Consider the following 20,887-nt stretch of genomic DNA (forward strand, 5'->3'; position numbering starts at 1 on the left):
TGTGCTCCCCTCTACGGCTCGATTTCGAGGTCCCGGCAGAGCTCGGTGAGGATCAGCCGGTGGTGGGTGTGCATGAAGAAGTGGTCACCGGAGTAGAGGCGCAACGTGAACCGGTCCGCGGTCTCCGTGCTCCAGGTCGCCAGCTGCTCGGCCGTCGTGGTCGGGTCGGATCGGCCGCCGAACGCGGAGATGCCGTACCGCAGCGGCGGTTCCTCGGTGTGCCGGTAGGTCTCGCAGACCGCGAAGTCCGCCCGCAGCGCGGGCGCGATCAGGTCGAGCAGCCCGGGTTCGGCCAGCACCTGGCCGGGGATCCCGCCGAGCTGTTCGACCGCGTCGAGGAACCGGGCGGGTTCGAGGCGGTGGATCGAGGGCAGCTCGTCGCGGATCCTGGGTGCGCGCCTGCCGGACACGAACAGGTGCGCGGGCTCGGGCATCCCCGTCCTGCGCAGTGCCCTGGCGAGCTCGAAGCAGACCAGCGCGCCCATGCTGTGCCCGAACAGGGCGAACGGCACGTCCGCGGCGAACGGTTCCGTGGCGAGCTCGTCGACCAGCGCGGTGACCACGGCGCCGATGTCGGTGAGCGGTTCCTCGGTCAGGCGGGTCTCCCTGGCGGGCAGGCGGACCGCCCACACCTCCACCGTCGGCGGCAGCACCGCCGGGAACGCGCGGTAGGCGGCGGTGCCCGCGCCGGCGTAGGGCACGCACAGCAGCCGGACACGGGGTGCGCGCGGTGGTCCCACCCGGATGATGCCCGGCCGGGCGGTGGTGGTGTGCTGGTTCACGACGCCCTCCTCGCGATGGCGGGCTGGTGTGCGGGGGACAGCGAGTAGCCGCACACGGCCCGGGATGCCCGGGGTGCGCCGGACCGGAGCCACGTGGGGTGGCGGTCGGCGAAGTGCGGGCTCAGCGGGTGACCGGACTGGCCCGCCGGCAGCTCGAACGTCCCGCCGCCGGGGGTGAGCACGGCCCGGCCCGCCGCACCGAACCCGGGGACGCAGGTGCGAACGCTGTGCAGCGCACCCGGCTGGGGTCGTGCCGCGATGCCGAGGAGCCGCTCCGCCCATGGCGCCAGCCCGGTCAGGGGATGGCTCAACCCGACGGAGTTCACCCGGCCCCAGGCAGGTAGCCGCCGTCCTCGGGCCTGGTGCACGCACTCGGCGATCAGCCCGGGCCAGTCGGCGGCACCGGGCGGCAGCAGCGCCGGGTCCTGTATGGACAGTATGGCCAGCAGCGGCCGGTCCACGTCGCGGAACGGGTAGCGGAACTCCGGTTCCAGCTCACGGCACGCGGTCAAGTACGGGGCGAGCACCCGCTCGGCGAGCAGCTGCCGCAGGCGCACGAGCACCGGGAAGGCACGCGATCCGGTGCGCGCCGTGCCGTCCCACCCCGCCAGCAGCTCCACAGTGGACGACTCGGCGGGGGCTGCGACGGCGAGGTCCCGGTACCGCCGGTACAGCGCGGCGTCCGTGTCGTGCTGCAGTGCGCGCATGGCGTCCGGGGTCGGGTCGTGTGTGTCCGCCAGGACCTGCCGGATCCGCCGGGCGCGGTGCCCGGGGTCGGCGTCGTACCAGAAGGGATGCCCTGGCAGCGCGGCGTCGTTGGCGGAGACGAGGACACCCGACGGCGGGTCGACCAGCCGGGGCCGCTCCGGCAGCAGACCGGTCGCCAGGTGGGCGATCCGCCCGTCGCGGTCGGCCAGGAGGGCGTTGAGTGCGATCCCGTCGGCCTCGTCGAGGACCGCGATGCCCTCGGCGACGGTCCTGGCCGTGGCGAGGCGCTGGAAACGCAGGTCACAGGCGCGCGGGTCGAACCCGGTCCACGCGGCCGCGACCCGCTCGCCGAGCAGCGGCTTCGGCAGGACCGGCAGGTCCCCGTCGACGGTCACCTCGACGGCCACGGGCGCACCGCCGCGCACCCGGACGTGCTCGGTCGTGGTGGTCGCCCCGGCGCCCGCGGGCACCAGGTCCAGCACGGCGGCGCTCAGGTTGGTCACGCCCCACACCAGGTGCCCGTTCCCGCCGGTGAGCACGACCGGCAGGCCGGGTGTGGCGAGGCCGTGCACCGACCCGTCCGGCCAGCGCAGGTCGACCTCGTACAGCAGGTTCGGCAACAGCAGCGGCAGGTGGAGGTCGCACGCCAGGACCGGGCCGCCGGGTCCGGTGCGCACCCAGCAGTTGGAGCCTGCGACCGCCCCGTCGACCGCGACCACGTCGGCGGGCACGTCGTCACCCCGCACCGCGCGCAGCCCGGCGGGCACCGTGTCCGGTCCCCCGGGCAGCAGGAACGCCGCCACGTCCGGGGGGAGCGCCCGCCTGATGACCGCCTCGGCGCGGCGCCCGGGTTCGTGCCAGGACAGGGCGTGGAAGAGGAAGAGCGCGACGAGCAGGCTGTCAGCGACGGTCCACGGTTCGGGCCGCCACGAGAGGAAGCGGGACTCGAATGGTGGCCCGTCGTGGGCGAAGGACGCGTTCACCCCGGCGGCGAAGGCGGTCAGCAGGTCGCGTTCCGGCGCGTCGAGGGTGTCCGCGGCCCGGCGCGCCGCCCGTTCGAGACCGAGCAGGCGGTAGTGCCGGTCGGCGGGCACCGCCGTCCGGCCCCACACCTCGGCGAGCCGCCCGCCCGCCGTGCGCCGCACCAGGTCGAGGTGGAACCCGCGGTCACGCCCCATCACGAACCCCAGGCCGCGCACCGCGTCGAGCCACGACGCCGCGGTGAGCCGCGTCACGCCGTCGCCGGTCACCGTCGCGCGCACGTCGGCGTCGAGTCCCGGTACGGCGACCTCGTCCGGGCAGGCCGGGACCGAGGCGAGCAACGCGCGCGCGAGCGCGGTCTCGACCGCGATCCTGGCGCGGTGGTGCCGCGCGTACCAGGCGACGGCCCCCGCCCCGGCGACGACCACCGCTACCGCTGTCCACATCGGACCGGTGAGGGCGGCGGCGCAGGCCGCTGCGAGCGTCAGGACGGCGAGCCCGCCGACCGCGCGCACCGAGGGGAGCCGCCGCAGGCGCAGGCGCCGGGGCCGGTGTGCGGCGCAGGCGGTCATGAGTTCTCCCCCAGCGCACGGGTGGTCGCGACGAGCGCGGCGGCGACGTCGTCGAGCAGGGCCACGGCCAGCTCCCGCGTGACCGTCGCGGGCTTGTACAACAGGGTCAGCGCCAGCTCGCCGTCGACCGGGGTGACGCCGAGGACCAGGTCGCAGGTCGTCGCCGCCACGGGGGCGCCGAGCACGTCGCGGTCCGCCCGGTGCGGCGAGAACCGCAACCCTTCGCCGACGTCCACCTGCCGGGTCTCCTCCTGCACGACCAGCATCACCTCGAACACCGGTGCGCCGCGGTCGCCGGGGTGGCGGGCCTCGAGCTCGGCCAGCACGTCCTCGAACGGGATCTCCTGGTGCGCCAGCGCGTCCACGCCCACCGCACGGGCCTGCTCGGTCACCGCGACCGGATCGTCGTCCGCGCCGACGCGCAGCCGCAGGACGACCGTGTTCGCGACGAGGCCGACGACGTCCTCGGCGCCGGGCGTGGCGCGGTTGGCCAGCTGGGTCGCGATCCGGACGTCGTCCTGCCCGCTCCACGCCCGCAGCGTCGCCGCGAACGCGCTCAGCACGACGGTGAACTCGGTCAACCCCCGGCCGCGCGCCGCGGCGCGCAGTGCCGCCGTGTCGGCCGCACCCAGCACCCGGCCGCACGACGCGGAACGCAGCCGGGCGAGCAGGGTCGTGCCCTGTGCCCGTACGAAACGACTGCCGGGTGGGGCGTCGAGTGTCGGCCACGGCGGTGAGAGCCGCTCGACCCAGTGGGCCAGCTCCCGTTGGCCCTCCACACCTCGCGCCCATTCCGCACGTGCCTGCGCGAGCTGCCCGTTGCCGAGCGCGGGCCGGACGTCGGGCTTCCCACCCGCCGCTCGCACCCGGTAGGTGGCGGCGGCCTCGGTGAGGAGCAGCGTGAGGGACCACCCGTCGCAGACGAGGTGGTGGATGTTCAGGTACAGCACGTGCAGCTCCGCGCCGAGCCGGTAGACGGTCGCGCGCATGAGCGGCGCGGTGTCGAGCGGGATCGGCTCGCGGACGGCCGCCGCCATGAGCGCCTCGCACCGGGCGGCGGGGTCGGTCTCCCCGCTCACGTCGACGGTCGCCAGGTCGAGCGTGGCGCGCGGTTCGACGACCTGCACCGGGCCGTCACCGGTGGTCTCGACGCGGGTCCGCAGCGCCTCGTGCCGCCGGATCAGCGCGGCGAAGGTCGTGGCGAGCACGCCGAGGTCCAGGGGCCCGTCGATGCGCAGCGCACCCGGCATCCCGAACAGCGCCACCCCGGGAAGGTGGTTCGCGACCAGCCACATCTGCGACTGCGCCCGGGACAGCGGATACCGCCGCTCCCCCGTGGTATCCACTGTGGACCGGCCTGCGCCACGGGAGGGGTTGATGGCGGCGGCGACCGCCGCGATCGTGCCCGCCTCGATGAACGCGCCCATCGACAGCGCGCCGTGCCGGGCCCGCAGGCGGCTCACCACCTGCATGGCGGCGAGCGAGTCCCCGCCCGCGGCGAAGAAGTCCGTGTGCACGTCGTAGTCGTCGGCGCCGAGCACCTCGGCCCACACGTCGTGCACGGCCTGCTCGAGCGCGCCGCCCGGCGCGGTGTGCCCGTGCGGCTGCGCGACGTCGCGGGTCGCCAGGGCCGGCTCGGCGGGACGGGTCACGTCCGCCACGCCCGGCAGCGCGGTGGCCCGGTACGGGGTGTTCGCGTCCTGGTCGAAGGCGGTGAGCACGCGGCGGTGCGCCTCCGCCGCGAGCGCCACCGTCGACGGCGTGAGCGCGTTCTCGTCGTACTCCAGGATCACCCGCAGCTCACCGGTGCGGAGGTCGACCGTGTAGTTCGACCCGAAGGCGTAGTGGGTGGACTCCAGCTCGTCGCTGTCGACCAGTGCCACGTCGCCGTCGCGCAGCATCTCGCGCGTGGTGTGGTAATCGGTGAAGTTGAAGCTGGAGTCGAACATCGGCCGGGTGCCGAAGTCCCGCTGGATCGCGGCGTTCGGGTACCAGCGGTGGCCCATCATGGCCAGTTCGTCGCCGTACACCTGCCGCGCCAGGTCCGCCCACGTCTGGTCCGTGAGGTCGACACGCAGCGGCAGCTGGTTGAGGAACAGCCCCAGCAGCCGTTCCGAGTCCCGTGCCTCGGGGCGGCAGGCGTAGACGAGGCTCGTCGTGACCTCGTCCGTGCCGGTGAGCCAGGAGATCACCCGCACGTGCGCGGCCAGCAGCAGTGCCTTGAGCGGCACGTCGAGGCGGGTCGCGACCGCGCGGAGCCCGTCGATGCGGCCCGGCAGCTCGACGGACAGCTGCCGCATGGCTGGTGCCTGCGGCCGGTCCGGCGCGACCAGCCTGGCGGGCGACGCGGTCCGCGCGCGCCAGAACTCACGGTCGGCCGGGTCCGCCAGCGCACGCTGTTCGGCTGCCACGTAGTCGGCGAACCTGGTCCTCGGCCGCGGCACGGCGCCGGTCCCGCCCGCCCGCAGCTCGAGGTAGTGCGTGTGCAGGTCCTCGAAGAACACGTTCACCGACCAGCCGTCGAGGATCGCGTGGTGGTGGGTGAAGATCAGCTGGTACTCGTCGGCGGACAGGGTGAGCACGACGAGCCGGTGCAGCGGCGCCCGCTCGAGGTCGAAGTCGTGCGCGGTCTCCGCGGCGGCGACCTGCCGGATCCTGGATTCCTGGTCGGCGGGGGCGAGGTGGTCGAGTTCCTCGAAGTCCACCACCGCCTCGACGCCGGTGTGCACGCGCTGGGTCGGGCCGTTCGGGTGGGCGAGGTCGAAACTGGTGCGCAGCACCGGGTGCGCGTCGGTCACCGCCTGTGCGGCGGCGCGGAACGCGTCCGGGTCCATCGGTCCGCGGACCCGGTAGCTCAGCACGATGTGGTAGACACGGGACGCCGGTGCCAGCTCCTGGTGGTAGATCATGCCGGACTGCATGGCCGTCATCGGGTACGCGTCCTCGACGTCCGCGGGGAACGTCCTGGCCAGTTCCGCGGGCAGCAGCGAGAACGGCGCGCGTGACCCGGTCACGTCCTCCTCGCCGAGCACGGCGCGGGTGGCGAGCGCGGACAGCACCGGTGCGGCGTACACGTCGCGCACGGTCAGCCACAGACCGCGCTCCCTGGCGAGTCCGACGAGCCGGATCGCCCGCATGGAGTCGCCGCCGAGGTCGAAGAAGTCGGCGTCCGCGGACACCGCCGACGACGCCGCGAGCACCTCGCGGAACAACTCGGCGAGCAGGCCCTCGCGGGCGTCGCGGGGTGCCACGGCGGGCGCGTGCCCGTCCGGCGCCGAGGTCGCGGTCACCGCGGCCCGGTCGAGCTTCCCGTTGTTGGTCAACGGGAGCGCGTCCACGACCGCGACGGCACGCGGCACCATGTAGCGCGGCAGGACGGTCCGCACCCCGCGCACCAGGTCCGCCGTGGACAGCGTGGCACCCTCGCCCGGGACGACGACGGCGACGATGCCCGAGCCGCTGCCGTCCCGTTGCGCGGCGGCGGCCGCCGCGGCCACCCCCGGTTGCGCCGTGAGCGCCTCCTCGATCTCGGACAACTCGACGCGGAACCCGTTCACCTGCACCTGGGCGTCCCGGCGGCCGAGGTAGGACAACCCGGTGCCGGTGCGGCGTGCGAGGTCGCCCGTCCGGTAGACGCGTGCGCCGGGCGCCGCGCCGAAGGGGTCGGGCACGAAGCGCGTCGCGGTCTCCCGGGGCCGCCCGACGTACCCGGTGCTCACCTGCGGGCCGCCGACCCAGAGCTCGCCGACGCACCGGTCGAGCACGGGCGCACCGGCCGGGTCCACCACGTGCAGTGCCGTGCCCGGCAGGGGTCCGCCGATCGCGGACTCGGCGGTGTCGGTCTCGTCGGGGCGCAGCCACCGCCACGACGCATGCACGGTGGTCTCCGTGGTGCCGTACAGATTCACCAGCCGGGCCGGACCGCCGACCGCCGCGTACCACTGGTCGGCGAGGTGCCGGTCGAGCTTCTCCCCCGCGAACAACAAGTACCGCAGGTGATCGGCCGCGCCGTCCCGCGCCGCGATCGCGGGCAGCATCACCGCGAGCGCCGACGGGGTCTGGCTGAGCACCGTCACCCGCTCCCGCGCGAGCAGCGCGGCGAACGCGTCCGGCTCCCGCCGTGTCCACTCGGGAACGACGACGAGCCTGCCGCCGTGCAGCAGGCAGCAGAACAGCTCGTACATCGACACGTCGAACGAGCAGGCGTGGAACAGCGACCAGGTGTCGTCGTGGCCGAACCCGAACGGGCCCGCGGTCGCGTCCAGCAGGCTGAGCAGGTTGTGGTGGGTCACGTGCACGCCCTTGGGCCGCCCGGTCGACCCGGACGTGTAGATCACGTACGCGGTGGCGTGCCCCGGCACCGGCGCGACCGGTCCGACGTCGGCACCTACCAGCCCCGCCAGGTTGTCCTCCGTGATCGTGAGCCGCGCCCCCGAGTCGGCGAGCACGGCGTCGACCCGCGCTGGTGGCCAGGAGTCGTCGAGCACCACGCACGCCGCGCCCGCCGCCATCACGCCGACGATCGCGACGACGAGGTCGGTGCCGCGGGGCAGCGCGACCGCGACGGTGTCGCCGAGGCCGATCCCCCTGTCGCGCAACCCCGTTGCCAGCAGGCCCACGCGAGCCGCGAGGTCCTCATAGGACAGCTCGGTGCCCGCGCAGCTGACCGCGGTCGCACCGGCCCGCGCCGCGGCCACCGCCGCGAAGCGGCGGCCGACCGACTCGTCCGCGCGTGGCACGCGGTCGGCGGCCACGCCGACGGCGCCCTCGGCGGCCACCGCCGCCGGAGCGGCGGCGAGCTCGTGCACCGGGCGGGCGCCCGGTGCCGTGCCTGCCGTGAGGATCGCGCGCACCAGGTCGAGCAGCGCCGTGACCGACTGCGCCCCGGTCGCCCGCCGGTCGAACTCGACGTCGACCGCGAGAATGCCGCCGTCGTCGCGGACGAGGACGTTGAGGTCGAACTTCGCGCCCGCATGCGGCACCCGCAGCTCGGTCACGTCGAGGCCGCGGAAGGCGGGCGCGGGCAGGGCGGTGCCGGCGTCGGCGACGACGACGGAGAACCGGGCCCGCTCCGCCGGGTCGCCTGCGGCGGGCACGTACGGGTGCGCGACCGCGCCGAGCACCGCCGTCCTGGTCCGCGTCACCAGCTCGGCGAACGTGGCGCCGCCGGTGACGTCGAGCCGGACCGGGACGGTGTCCAGGAGGAGGCCGACCAGTCCGGCCAGGCCTTCGCGGTCCCTGCGGGCGACCGGCATGCCCAGCACGAGGTCGTCGCGGCCGGTGAGCCGGGACAGGGCGACGCCGATCGCCGCCGTGACGACGAGGAACGCGCTGGACCGGGTACCGGCGGCGAACGCACGCACGGCGGCGGTCGTGGCCTCGTCGACGGTCGCGGTGACCGCACCGCCGCGTTCGTCGTCGTCCGGCCCCGGCGGCGGCAGCGGCAGTGCGCCGAACGCGGCGCCGCGCAGCCGGTCCCGCCAGTACCGCCGGGCCGCACCGAGGTCGGCGTAGCGCAGCTGGTCGTCCTCCCAGCGGGCGTAGTCGACCATGTCGAGGTCGTGGGCGGGCGGGGCCGCGCGGCCGCCGTCGAGCCGGGTGTCGTAGCACCGGGCGAGGTCGTCGAGCAGCACCGCGACCGACACGCCGTCGGCGAGCACGTGGTGGAGCACCACGAAGAACACGTGGTCGTCGGGGCCGGTGCGGAACAGGGTCATCGCCACCGGCGGCATCCCGTCGAGCGGGAGCTTCCGGTCGGCGAGCCGCGCGCACTCCCGCAGGCACGCGTCGAGGCCCGGCAGCTCCCGGCGCGTGAGCCGGTCCGGCACGGCGGGCAGGACGTGCTGGCGGGACTCGCCCTGCCCGGCGGTGAACACCGTGCGCAGCGACGGGTGCCTGCGGTGCAGGTCGGTGAGCGCGCCGTCGAGGGCGGCGTCGTCGAGCGGCCCGCGCAGGCGCAGCGCGCCGCCGAGGTTGTACGTGCCGTCCTCGGCGAAGAAGTCGGTCGCCCACAGCCCGCGCTGCGCCATCGTCAACGGTCCGCGCCGCGCGGCGCCGTCCCGCGCCGGTGGCCACGTCAGGTTCCGGCGCCTCGTCAGGAAGGAGACGAGCTCGGCGCGGTGGCTCTTCATCTCGGCGAGGAGGTCCGGCGGCGGCGCCGTGCCCGCGCCGCGGTAGTGGATCCGGTCACCGGTCAGCGTGACGGTGACGCCCGCGTCCTCCAGGCGCTCCAACAGGTCCCGCGCGTTCACAGTTCCCCCTCGTACCCGGCGAGCACGGCGGGCGCGCCGACGTCCGCCCGTCCCCGGTCGACGGCCGCGGCGATCTCAGCGACGGTGCCCAGCTCGAAGAGCGCCTCGAGCTCCAGCGGGAACCCGGTCCGCACCGAGATCTCGTGCGTCACCTGGACCGCCAGCAGCGAGTGCCCGCCGATCTCGAAGAAGTTGTCCTCGACGTCGACGGAGTCGCGGCCGAGCAGCTCGCACCACACGTCGGCGACCACCTGCTCGGTCGGTGTGCGGACCGCACCCGGCGCCGCGACCCCGGCACCGGGTGCGGCGGCTCCGGTCCGCAGCACGTGCGCGACGGCGGCCAGCCAGCGCGCCGCCGTGCTCTCGTCGAGGATCTCCGGCCGGTACAGCAGTTCCAGGCGCAGACGATCGTGCTCGCCGGACACGTCGAGCATGAGGTCGAGGTCGGTCACCGGTTCGCCGTGGTCGCTCGGCACCACCTCGATGTCGGGCAGCGACGTGCCGGTCCGCCAGGCACTCTGGTGGGTCACCTTCACCTGGAACAGCGGGAACCTGCCCGCCCTGCGGGGTGGCGCGACCGCGGCGACGATCTTGTGGAACGGCAGCCGGTCGTGCTCGTAGGCGCCGAGGCAGCGCGTGCGCGCCAGGTCCAGCAGTTCGCCGAAGGTCCGCCCGCCACCGGCGAGCCGGACCGGCAGCTGGTTGACGAACGTGCCGACCAGTTCCTCGCTGCCCGGCCAGGACCGGTTCACCGAGTCGATCCCGACGACCACGTCGTCGGTGCCGGTGAGGTCCCGGAGCACGGCGTGGAAGGCGGCCACGACCGCCATGAACGGTGTGGCGTCCGCCGCGCGTGCGGTCGCCACCACGGTGCTCGTCTCCCGCGCGGACAGCTCGGTCACGACGTGGCGCGCGGTGAAGTCGCCGACCACGGGTCGCGGGCGGTCGACCGGCAGGTCGATCGCCGGTGGCGCGCCCGCGAGCCGACCGGTCCAGTACCGCTCGTGCTCGACCGCCTCTGCGCCCGCCAGCCACCGCCGTTCCTCGGCGATGTACTGGCCGAACGTCGCGGCGGGCGGGGACACCGCGGTGTCGCCGTCGAGCCACCGCTGGTAGTGCTCGGCGATCTCCCGGCCGAGGATCGCCAGCGACCAGCCGTCGGCGACGAGGTGGTGGAGCACGAGGGTCAGGACGTGGTGGTCGTCGGCGACCCGCCGCAGGTGGGCGGTCATGAGCGGCGGTCTCGGGGTGGCCGCGGACAGCCCGTGGTCCGGCACGCCGTCCTCGGACAGCCGCACCGTCGCCTCGGGCCACACCGCACCTGCCGGCACCCCGCCCTCCTGTGTGAACACCGTGCGCAGCGGCTCGTGCCGGGCGACCACGGCGTCGAGTGCGTGCCGCAGCGCGTCCCGGTCGAGCAGACCCGTCAGCGCCAGTTCGACGTGGATCAGCTGGGCGCCCTTACCCGGTTGCAGCTGCTCGAGGAACCAGAGCCGTTCCTGGCCGGAGGACAGCGCGCCGGGCACCGGCGGCGCCGCGGCGGCGTCCGGCGCGGCGCGGGCCGCGGTCAGCGCCGCGGCCAGCCCGCGCGGGGTGGGGTCGGCGAGGAAAGCCCGCAACGACAGGGTGTCCGCGGCGAACCGGGTGCGGGCGGCGGCGACGAGGGTCATCGCCACGAGCGAGTCACCGCCCGCCGCGAAGAAGTTCTCGTCGGCCGCCACCGACGGCACGTCGAGCACCTCGGCCACCAGTGCGCGCACCGCGTCCGGTTCTGGCACGCCGAGCAGCGCGCGGTGGTCGGCCTTGCCCGCCACGTTCGTGGGGATCTCGTCGACGACGGTCACGCGGTGCGGCACGAGGTAGCCGGGTGCCGAGGCGCGGACGTGCGCCAGCACCCGGTCCGCCTCCGTCCCGCCGCGCACGGTGACGAACGCGTGCAGGCGGCCCGCCGACAGCACGCAGGCGGCCGCGGTCACGTCCGGTACCCGCAGCAGCCCCGCCTCGACGTCACCCAGCTCGACGCGGTGCCCGCGCACCTTGACCTGGCGGTCGCGGCGGCCGTGGTAGTCGAGCGCACCGTCGGCGCCCCGGGTGCCGAGGTCGCCGGTGCGGTAGAGGCGTGCCCCCGCCGCACCCGTCAGGTGGTCCGGCACGAACGCCAGCGCGGTGGCGACCGGGTCGGCCACGTACCCTCGCCCCACGCCGCGACCGCCGACGTACAGCTCCCCGGCCGTCCCGTCCTGGCACTCGCCGCCGTGCTCGTCGACCACGTACAGGCGGGTGTTCAGCACCTCCCTGCCGATCGGCGGCCAGTCCCGCCCCGCGCACTCCTGCGCGGAGACGAGGTGGTGGGTCACGTCGTCCGAGCACTCCGTGGGGCCGTAGGCGTTGACCACACCGACGTCGGGGCAGCAGTCGTACCAGCGGCGTACCAGCGGCGCGGGCAGCGCCTCCCCGGTCGCGACGAGGAACCGCAGCGACCGCAGTGCGGCGCGCATGCCGGGGTCGGCCGCGAGCTGCTCGACGACGACGGCGAGGAACGACGGCACGATCTCCAGCACCGTGACGCCGTGACGCCGCACCCACGCCGCCAGCTCGGCGGGCTCCGCGAGGTTCTCCGGTGCGGCGACCGCGACGGCCGCACCGACCGTCAGCCCCGTCAGCGCCTGCCACACCGAGATGTCGAACGACAGCGGGGCGGTGAAGCCGACCACGTCGTCCCGGCGCAGCGCCAGGTCGGCCACCTTGGCCGCGGTGTGGTTGGCCATCCCCGCGTCGACGACCATCGCGCCCTTGGGCACCCCGGTCGACCCGGACGTGAAGATGACGTAGGCGAGTCCTTCCGGATGGCGCTCGACCGGGGCCGCCACCGCCGCGCCCGCCGCGGTCACGACCGGCGCAGGCGCGAACTCCTTCGCCCGCGCCTCGTGCTCCGGTTCCGCGAGGACCACCCGGACCCGCGCCGCGCCGCACATCCGCCGGGCACGGTCGACCGGGGTGTCCGGGGCGACGGGCACGAACGCCGCGCCGGTGCGCAGGACGCCGAGCACCATCGCCACGTACCGGGGCCCCCGGTCGGCGACGACCGCGACGACGTCCTCCGGTCCCGCGCCGTGCCGCCGCAGCGCGGTGGCGAAGGCGCCTGCCTCCCGGTCGAGCTCCGCATAGGTGCGATGCGTCCCGTCGCCCACCACAGCCGTCGCGTGTGGACGGTCGGCGACGTGGGCCGCGAAGGCGGTGGGGATATCGCGTGGCATCGTCAGCTCCTCCCGGCGAGTTCGGCGACCGTGCGGTCCGCGTCCGCGACGAGGACGCGCAGCGCGGCGTGCACGCGGGCGGCGAGGTCCTCGACTCCCGTGTGGCCGTACCGGTCGGTCGCGTACCGGTAGGACACGCGGTAGCCGAGGTCGCGCGCCTCGATGTCGACCAGGAGCGGGTAGGGCGCGGCCGCGGTGTCCACGTCGGTCAGTTCGGTGGTCAGCCCGTCGAACTCGACCGGGACGTCACCGGGCTGCATGACCACCATGACGTCGAACGGTTCGGACGCGGACGGCAGCAGCGGCACCAGGTCCTGGAACGGGAGACCGGCGGACCGGTAGGCGCGCAACGCACCGGTTCGTGCCCGTGCCACCGCCTCGGCGCCGGTGTCGCCCGCCGACAACTCGACCGCGAGCATCGACACGTTCAGCAGCGGCCCGACCACGTTCGTCCACTCCGGACGGTCCCGTTGGGCGATGAGCGTGCCGAGGAGCACGGTCTCCCGGGCCGGGCCTCCGCTGTGCACGAGCGCGGACAGGGCGGTCACGAACACGAGGTAGGGCGTCGTGCCGGTGCGGCCCGCGAGGTCGCGGATGCCTGCCGCGAGGTCGTCGTCGATCCAGCGCGTGTGCCTGCCCGCACCGGGTGCGCCGGGCGCCGAGGGCAGCGGCGAGCGGATCACCGTGCCGTCCCCGACGCCGCGCCACAGCCGCGCCATGGCGTCGCGGTCCTGACCGTCGCGGGCGGCCCGCTCGTCGCGGCAGTACTCCGCGAACCCGTACCCGTCGCGGGGTGGCGGTGCGGTGTCACCGGCCAGGCGCCGGTTGTAGGCCTGCGCCAGGTCGGTGAGGAACACCGACAGGGACCAACCGTCGCAGACGAGGTGGTCGATCGTGACGAACAGTGCCCAGTCCTTCTGGCCGAGGCGGGCGAGCAGCGCGCGCACCGGCAGGTCGTGGCGGAGGTCGGTGACCTTGCCCGCTTCCTGCGCGACCAGCCGGTCGAACACCTCGTCGCCGAACTCGGCCACCGCGCCACGCAGGTCGAGCCGGTGCAGCGTGAAGTCCGTGGCGGGGCGCGGGGTCCAGGTCAGTGTGCCGTCCTCGGTGGCGAACCGCGCGAGCAGCACCGGGTGCCGCGCGAGCACCTCGTGGAGCGCGGCGTCCAGCGCGTCGTCGTCCAGCACCCCGCGCATGCGCAGCACGCCGGGCATGTTGTAGGCGGGCCGGTCCGGGTCCAGCTCGCGCAGGTACCAGAACCGTTGCTGCGCCGTGCTCGCGGGCACCGGCGTGTCCGAGGGCACCGGCGTGTCCGAGGGCACCGGCCGCGGCGTCGCCGGGTCGGCGCGGTGCACGGCCGCCACGAAGTCGCCGAGGCTCGGGTGGGCGAACACCGCGTCGACCCCGAGCGCGACGCCCACGGTCTGCTCGACGCGGTCGATCATCGTCAGCGCCAGCAGCGAGTGCCCGCCGAGCTGGAAGAAGCTCTCCTGCCCGCCGATCGTGTCGCGGCCGAGCAGGTCGGCCCAGATCCGCCGGACCGCGGCCCCGACCGGGTCGTCGTGGTCCTCCGCCACCGGCCGGTCCGCGGCCTCCGGTGCCGGGTAGTCCAGTGCCGCGTGGTCGACCTTGCCGTTCTTCGACCGCGGCAGCGCGCCGAGCGACACGAGCACGGTGGGAATCATGTGCCGGGGCAACAGGTCCGCGAGCGCGGTCCGGAGCCGCTCGTCCTCGGCCACGCCGAGCAGCCGCGCCGTGCCGTCCTCGCCGCCGCCGGTGGCGACGTAGCCGACGAGAGAGGCACCCGCCGGTCCGCCGTGGACCTTCACCGCGGCCTCCGGCGCACGGGCGCACTCGCGCAGCGCGGCCTCGACCTCGCCCGCCTCGATCCGCTGGCCCCTGATCTTGATCTGCCGGTCGGCGCGGCCGAGGAACTCCACGTCACCGTGCGGATCGACGCGTCCCAGGTCGCCCGTGCGGTAGAGCCTTCCTCCCGGTGCCGCCGACCACGGGTCCGGGACGAACATCTCCGCCGTGCGCCGGGGGTTGCCCCGGTAGCCGCGGCCCACCGCACCGCCACCCACGTGCAGGATCCCTACGACGCCGGGCGGCACCGGCCGCAGCCGGTCGTCCAGCACCAGCACGGAGGTGTTCGCGAGCGGGCGGCCGACCGACGTCGTGCACGGCCCGTCCGGGCCGTGGGCGCACAGGCCCGCCGTGACGTCGTCGGTGCACTCAGCGGGGCCGTACGCGTTGTGGACCGGGATGTCCGGCAGCTCACGGACCCACCTGCGCAGCACGTCGCCGGTGAGCGCCTCACCGGTGGACAGCATGACGCGCAGGTCGCCCGGTGTGGCCGCGAGCCCGGCGTCGAGCAGTGCCACGATGTTCGACGGCACGAGCTCCAGCATCGTCACGCCACCGTCCACAACAGACCTCAGCAGGCCGGCGGGTGACTGCGACACGGGCTCCGGGACGATCCGGACCCGGCCGCCGAGCATCAGCGGGGTCAGCAGCTGCCACACGGAGATGTCGAACGACACGGGCGCGGTCTGCGCGACGCAGTCGTCCGCGGCGAGCCCGAAGTGCTCGGCCAGCTGCCACATGTGGTTGGTGACACCGAAGTTGGTCGACACTGCCGCCTTCGGCACGCCCGTCGACCCGGAGGTGTGGATGATCGTCGACGCGCCGTGCTCGGCGCACAGCCGCGGCGGCCGCGTGGTGCTGCTGCCCGCGGCCAGGGTCGCGAGGTCCAACGCGGCCGGGCGGTCGCCGAGCGCGCCGGACAGCAGCGCCAGCCCGCTCCCGTCCGCGATCGCGGCGGCGGGCTCGACCGCGGCCACCATGGCGGCCGCCCGCCGCGGGGCCTCACGTGGGCTGACGGGGACGTAGCACCCGTCGGCCTTGTGGATGCCGACGAGCGCGACCAGGTAGTCGGCCGACCGGGCCGCGCACACGACGACGTTGCCGTCGACGCCCACTCCCCCGGCACGCAGCCGGTGCGCCACGTGGTTCGCGCGGGCGTCCAGTTCGGCGTAGGTCAGCCGCACCTCGCCGTCGTCCACGGCCACCGCGTGCGGGGTCAGGTCCGCCATGCGTTCGAACGAGTCCAGGTAGTTCCCGGGGCGTTCGACGTCCGGGCCCGTGCCCGCCGCCACCACGACCGCCGCTTCGGCGGGGGTCAGGAGCGGGAACGCGCCCACCTCGGTGTCCGGCCGCGCGGCGAGTGCGGCCAGCAGGGTCAGGTAGGTCGTGGCGACCTGACCGGCCTGCGCACCGGACACGACGTCCCGGTCGTACTGGAGCTGGAAGTCGAGCCTGCCGGGCCGGACCGCGGCGTTGAGGCCGAGGTCGGACTGCGTCGTGTGGTCCGAAACGGGGTAGCCGTGCAGCACCGCTGGTCCACACGCGATACTCGCGTCCGGGTCGCCCACGACCACCGCGGCGACGTCCGCGCCGCCGGGCAAGGCCGTGGTGTAGCAGGAGAACATCGCCTGGAACACCGTGCCGGTGACGGCGTCCCGGTCGGGGTTCACGAGCCGCGTGATGTCGGACAGCGGCAGCTGCTGGTGATCCAGGGCGTCGAGGACGTTCGCCTGCGTCGTGTGCGCGAACTCGGGGAACGGCACCTCTTCCGCGTAAGTGGACCGGATCGGCAGGACGTTGACGAGGTACCCGATCCACGACTCCAGCGCCAGGTCCGCGCGGCCGTCCGCCGGCACGCCGACGACCAGGTCGGGTTGACCGGTGAGCCGGTGCAGCACCACCTGGTAGGCCGTCAGGAGGACGTTGTGCAGGGTGAGCCCGGCCGCGCGGGCGAACCGGGCGAGCCCGTTCGCCACCTCGGCACCGGCGGTGAACGCCAGCGCCTCGCCGGTGCCCGGCGTCGCGTCCTGGTGCACGGGCAGCGTGAGCGCGGGCAGCTCACCCGCGAGCCGGTCCCGCCAGTACGCGGCCAGTTCCTCCCCGCGCTCGGCGAGCGCGGCCCGTTCGAGCGCCGCGGGCGAGACCGCGGCCGGGGCAGGCACGGGGACGCCCGCGTACTCGGCCACCATCTCCGCGATCAGCACCCCGAACGACGCGACGTCGCACACGATGTGGTGCAGCGACAGGACGAGCAGCCAGTCAGTCCCCCGCCGCAGCAGGGCGGCGCGCACGAGGCGGTCGGCGGCGAGGTCGAACGGCGTGGTCGCGAACGTCCGGTACCACTCCGCCTCCGCCGCCTCGTCCCACGTGCGCGCGTCGACGACCGGGACCGGGACGTCGGCGTCGGCACACACCTCGGCACGCGGTACGCCGCCCGCACCGCGCACGGCGAGGCGCAGGCTCGGGTGCCGCCGCACGACGGCGGCGAGCGCGGCCGACACCGCGTCGGCGGACACCTCGCCGGTCAGCCGGAACGCCCGCGTGACGTTGTAGTCGCCGCCCGAGGGCAGTGCCCGGTGCAGGAACCAGAGCGCGCGCTGGGCCGCGTTCAGCTCGTAGTCGCCGATGTCCGGTGTGGACGGTGTCGGCGACCCCGCCGGTGCGGCGAGCGCGGTGTGCACCAGCTCCGCGATCGACCCGGCCCGCAGCGCCGTGCCGGGACGCAGCCGTACGCCGAGTGCGGTCTCCAGCTCGCGCCCGATCCGCGCCGCGGTCAGCGAGTCGGCGCCGAGAGCGGGCAGGGAGTCGGCACCGCCTGGGCGTTCCGGCAGCCCGAGCACCTCGCGCAGGTGGTCGCGCAGAACGTCGGTCACGACGTCGGCACCGGCGCCCGCGGGCAGGCGGTCCGCGAGCGGGGGCGCCAGGTCCGGTGCGTCGACCGTGCTGACGTGCAGTGCGGGCAGGCCGTCCTCGACGAACCGGGCGCGCGCGGCGTGCCGCCGCACCTTGCCGCTCGACGTCTTCTCCACCGTGCGCGGCGGGACCAGCACGACGGTGCGGGCGGTGACGCCGTGGCCGATGGTGAGCGCGGCCCTGATGCGCGCTGCGATCCGCGGGTGACGTTCCGGTGGCGTGCCCGGCCTGATCTCCTGGCACACGACGACGGCCTCGTCCCCGTCGTGCGGGATGCCGAACACGGCGCCACACCCCGGCCGGATGTCCTCGTGGCAGCGGGAGATGTCGTCCTCGAGGTCCTCCGGGTGCACGTTCCGGCCGCGGTACACGATGAGGTCCTTGCGCCGGCCCGCGACGAACAGCGCCCCGTCGTGGACGAACCCGAGGTCGCCGGTCGCCAGGAACGGTCCCGCGGGTTCGTCGGGCACCGTCACGCCGAACGTGTCGGCCTGACCGCCCCAGTACCCGGAACCGTTGCCAGGACCGGCCACGACGATCTCGCCGAGTCGCCCGTCCGGCAGGGGACCCGCCGTCTCCGGCCCGACGACCCGCACGGTGGCGTGGTCGGGCAGCCGGTAGGCGACCAGTTCGCGACCGTCCCCCTCCGTCGCCACCGCGCGGCCCGCCGCGAGGGCCTCGGTGTCGAAGGTGGTGCTGCTGCTCGGTGCAGGCGCCGTCGCCACCAGCAGCGTGGCCTCGGCGAGCCCGTAGCACGGGGTGTGGGCGCCGGCACGGAAACCGGTCTCGCGGAAGGCCGCGCTGAACGACCGCATCGTGTGCCCGAACACCGGTGCCGCGCCGTTGAACGCGACGCGCCAGCTCGACAGGTCCAGACGCGCCTTCTCCTCGTCGGTGACCTTGCGGGTGCACAGGTCGTAGGCGAAGTTCGGGCCGCCGCTGATGTCCGCGCGTTCCTCGGCGATCGCCTCCAGCCAGGAGGCGGGCCGGTGCACGAACGACAGCGGGTCCAGGAGCACGCCCCGCCCGCCGGTGTACAGCGGTTGCAGCAGCCCGCCGATCAGACCCATGTCGTGGTGCAGCGGCAACCAGCTCACGATCGTCGAGTCCGGGGTGACGCCGAACGAGTCGCGGATCGCGGCCTCGTTGGCCATCAGCGCGCCGTGGGAGACCCGCACGCCCCGCGGTGTGCTCGTCGACCCCGAGGTGTACTGCAGGAACGCGATGTCCTCCGCCGCGATGGCGGGCAGCGCACCGGTCCCGCGCATGGCGCCGGGCGCGTCGACGAGCAGCCAGTCGTGCGCCTCGGCGAGATGCCGGGTCGCCGCGGTGCCGTGCAACGCGGCCTCACGTACGAATGTGGTCGAGACGATCAGCGACACCGCGCAGTCCTCGGCGGCGGCGATCACCCTGCGCACGGCACCGTCCTCGACCGGCGGCGGCACCGGCACCGCGATGGCACCGGCGGCGAGGCAGCCGAGGAAGGTCACCGCGAACTCCGGCGCGGGCGGCAGGATCAGCATGACCCGCGCGCCCGGCGGCACCCGGTCCGCCAGCGCACCGGCCATCGCGTACGACCGCTCGGTGAGTTCGCCGTAGGTCAGCGCGGTGCGCGTGCCGTCGCGGTGTGGCGGCCCGAACGTGAGCGCGACCCGCGAGGGTTCCGCGTCCGCGTGCGCGCGCAGCCGCGCGACGATGTCGCCGGCGCCGGAGGGGTCACCGGGCATCGGGGGCCTCCGATGCCCGCCAGCGGACCCGCAGCGCGATCTCGTTGGCGCCGCAGATCATCCTCGGGTCGAGCAGCCTGCTGTTCGGGTAGTCGATCGAGAACGACTCCGTCGCGGCCAGGAACTGCTCGAGCACGACGTTGACCTCGAGCCGTGCCAGTGGCGCGCCGAGGCAGAAGTGGATCCCGCTGCCGAGGGAGATGTGCTGGTTGGGCGAGCGGGTCATGTCGAAGGTGTCCGGCCGGTCGAACTTCCGCTTGTCCCGGTTGGCCGACGTCAGCCACACCGACACCATCTCGCCCGCCGGGATCACGTGCCCGGCCAGCGGCACGTCCCTGGTTGTGCGCCGGGCGACGCGCGTCGTCTGGGACCGGAACCGCATGACCTCCTCGACCGCGCCGTCGAGCAGACCGCTGTCGGCACGCAGCCGGTCCGCCGCCTCCGGGTGCTGGTCGAGGCACAGGATGGCGTTCGCGAGTGTCTGCGTCGCGCCGCCCTCGCCCGTCGCGACCAGCAGTGCGACGAGCCCGGCGATCTCGTCGTCGCCGAGCACCTGACCGTCCAGTTCGGAACCGATCAGCATGCTGACGAGGTCGTCCTCCGGGGCGCGGCGCCTGCTCGCGATCAACGCGTGCACGTTGCGGTGCATCTCCTGGGTGAGCGCGGAGAAGACCTCGATCAGGTTCTGCGTCTGGGTTTCGGTGATCGCGAGCAGGACCTTCAGCCACTTCCCGAACAGCGGGTAGTCCTCGCGCGGGATCCCGACCAGCCGCGCGATGACGGTCAGCATCACAGGGAACGTGTACTCGTCCACGAAGGACACCGTGTCCTGGCGGCGGATCCGCCGGAGGGCCTGACCGGCCACCTCCTCGATGACCGGCCGCATGCCCGCCACGTAGCGCGGGGTGAAGACCTTGTTCACGAGCGATCGCAGCTGCCGGTGGCGCGGCGGGTCCATCCAGGCGAGGTTGCCGGTGCCGAAGAGCTTCAGCGGGGAGGTCTCCGGCACCTCGGTCACCGTGTTGGAGAAGTCGGCGGGGTTGGCGAGGACCGCGACCGCCTCCGAGTACCCGAACACGTGCCAGCCGCCCTTGGGGTCGCACTGAACCGGGTCCCGGTCGCGCATCTCCCGGAACCACGCGACGAGCTCCTGCTCGCCGGCGGGCGGGTTGGTCCACACTGTCGCTTGCGAGGTCACGCTGCTCCCCTTCGGGTCGCCGGGATGGGGCCGCCGGTCACCGGAAGCCCGCCTGGTGGGGCGTACATCGCCACGTCGAACCGGTCGCACCACACCAGGTAGACCGTGCCCTCGGCATCGACCTCCGCGGAGGGCAGCGGGTACTCCTTCAGCCCGCCCGCGACACGGTGGTGCGACAGGGGCGCGACGAGCACCGAACTGCTCCAGGTCGCACCGCCGTCGGTGCGCACGACCGGCTGACCGCCGCTGCCGCCCGTGTGGTCGCCGGTGGCCGCGGGCGGGCGCCACGTGCGGCCGCCGTCCGAGGACGTGGTCATCCGCAGCTCGCTCGTGTCGTTGTCGCCGTAGTGCGTGTAGCAGTTGCCGTAGAACGGGCTGGTCTCGTGGTTGTCGCACACGACCCAGTTCATGTCGGCGGACCCGGTCACCGTGGTCACCGGGTCGTCAGCACCGGCGGCGTGCCCGCCGGGCCGTCCATCGCGAGCTGGGCGTCGGTGTACGGGTCGGTGCTGATCAGGATCAGCGGGCTCCCCTGCGGCGTGGCCCGTGCCGGCGCGACGAGCGCGGCGGCCAGCACCGAGACCAGGAGGACGACGGTGGACGGTCTGCGTGACGGGTGCGGCACGGGAACG

General features: G+C 74.6%; 8 protein-coding genes. All 8 read right to left on the reverse strand.

Translation table 11 applies throughout. The features are described 5' to 3' along the window. Nucleotides 1-11: 11 nt before the first annotated feature. The 8 genes from FHR82_RS11705 to FHR82_RS11740 are packed head-to-tail and all read right to left on the reverse strand — an operon-like array spanning nt 12 to nt 20,880. Nucleotides 12-782, reverse strand: a complete 771-nt coding sequence (locus FHR82_RS11705) for a thioesterase II family protein (protein WP_184810278.1) — start codon at nt 780-782, stop codon at nt 12-14. Then, nucleotides 779-3,043, reverse strand: coding sequence for a penicillin acylase family protein (locus FHR82_RS11710; protein WP_184810279.1), 2,265 nt, complete (start codon nt 3,041-3,043; stop codon nt 779-781). Before FHR82_RS11710 ends, FHR82_RS11705 begins: the two co-directional genes overlap by 4 nt. Continuing rightward, nucleotides 3,040-9,294, reverse strand: coding sequence for a non-ribosomal peptide synthetase (locus FHR82_RS11715; protein ID WP_184810280.1), 6,255 nt, complete (start codon nt 9,292-9,294; stop codon nt 3,040-3,042). Before FHR82_RS11715 ends, FHR82_RS11710 begins: the two co-directional genes overlap by 4 nt. Continuing rightward, nucleotides 9,291-12,551, reverse strand: a complete 3,261-nt coding sequence (locus tag FHR82_RS11720) for a non-ribosomal peptide synthetase (protein ID WP_184810281.1) — start codon at nt 12,549-12,551, stop codon at nt 9,291-9,293. The genes FHR82_RS11715 and FHR82_RS11720 overlap by 4 nt, the downstream gene beginning before the upstream one ends. A gap of 2 nt (nt 12,552-12,553) precedes the next feature. Then, entirely contained in the window at nt 12,554-19,057 is a 6,504-nt protein-coding gene (locus FHR82_RS11725) for a non-ribosomal peptide synthetase (protein ID WP_184810282.1), read from the reverse strand. Next, nucleotides 19,047-20,255: a cytochrome P450 gene (locus FHR82_RS11730; protein WP_184810283.1), complete on the reverse strand. Its 1,209-nt coding sequence runs from the start codon at nt 20,253-20,255 to the stop codon at nt 19,047-19,049. Before FHR82_RS11730 ends, FHR82_RS11725 begins: the two co-directional genes overlap by 11 nt. Then, nucleotides 20,252-20,692 carry a sialidase family protein gene (locus FHR82_RS11735; RefSeq protein ID WP_184810284.1) on the reverse strand — a complete coding sequence of 147 codons (441 nt, stop codon included), beginning with the start codon at nt 20,690-20,692 and terminating at the stop codon, nt 20,252-20,254. Before FHR82_RS11735 ends, FHR82_RS11730 begins: the two co-directional genes overlap by 4 nt. After that, nucleotides 20,689-20,880, reverse strand: coding sequence for a hypothetical protein (locus FHR82_RS11740; RefSeq protein WP_184810285.1), 192 nt, complete (start codon nt 20,878-20,880; stop codon nt 20,689-20,691). The genes FHR82_RS11735 and FHR82_RS11740 overlap by 4 nt, the downstream gene beginning before the upstream one ends. Between the last annotated feature and the right edge of the window lie 7 nt (nt 20,881-20,887).

Source organism: Actinophytocola algeriensis (genome assembly GCF_014203735.1).
GTDB lineage: Bacteria > Actinomycetota > Actinomycetes > Mycobacteriales > Pseudonocardiaceae > Actinophytocola > Actinophytocola algeriensis.

Coding starts and splice junctions, on each gene's coding strand:
- FHR82_RS11720 (WP_184810281.1), bottom strand. CDS start 12,551: ATGCCACGCGATATCCCCACCGCCTTCGCGGCCCACGTCGCCGACCGT.
- FHR82_RS11710 (WP_184810279.1), bottom strand. CDS start 3,043: ATGACCGCCTGCGCCGCACACCGGCCCCGGCGCCTGCGCCTGCGGCGG.
- FHR82_RS11725 (WP_184810282.1), bottom strand. CDS start 19,057: ATGCCCGGTGACCCCTCCGGCGCCGGCGACATCGTCGCGCGGCTGCGC.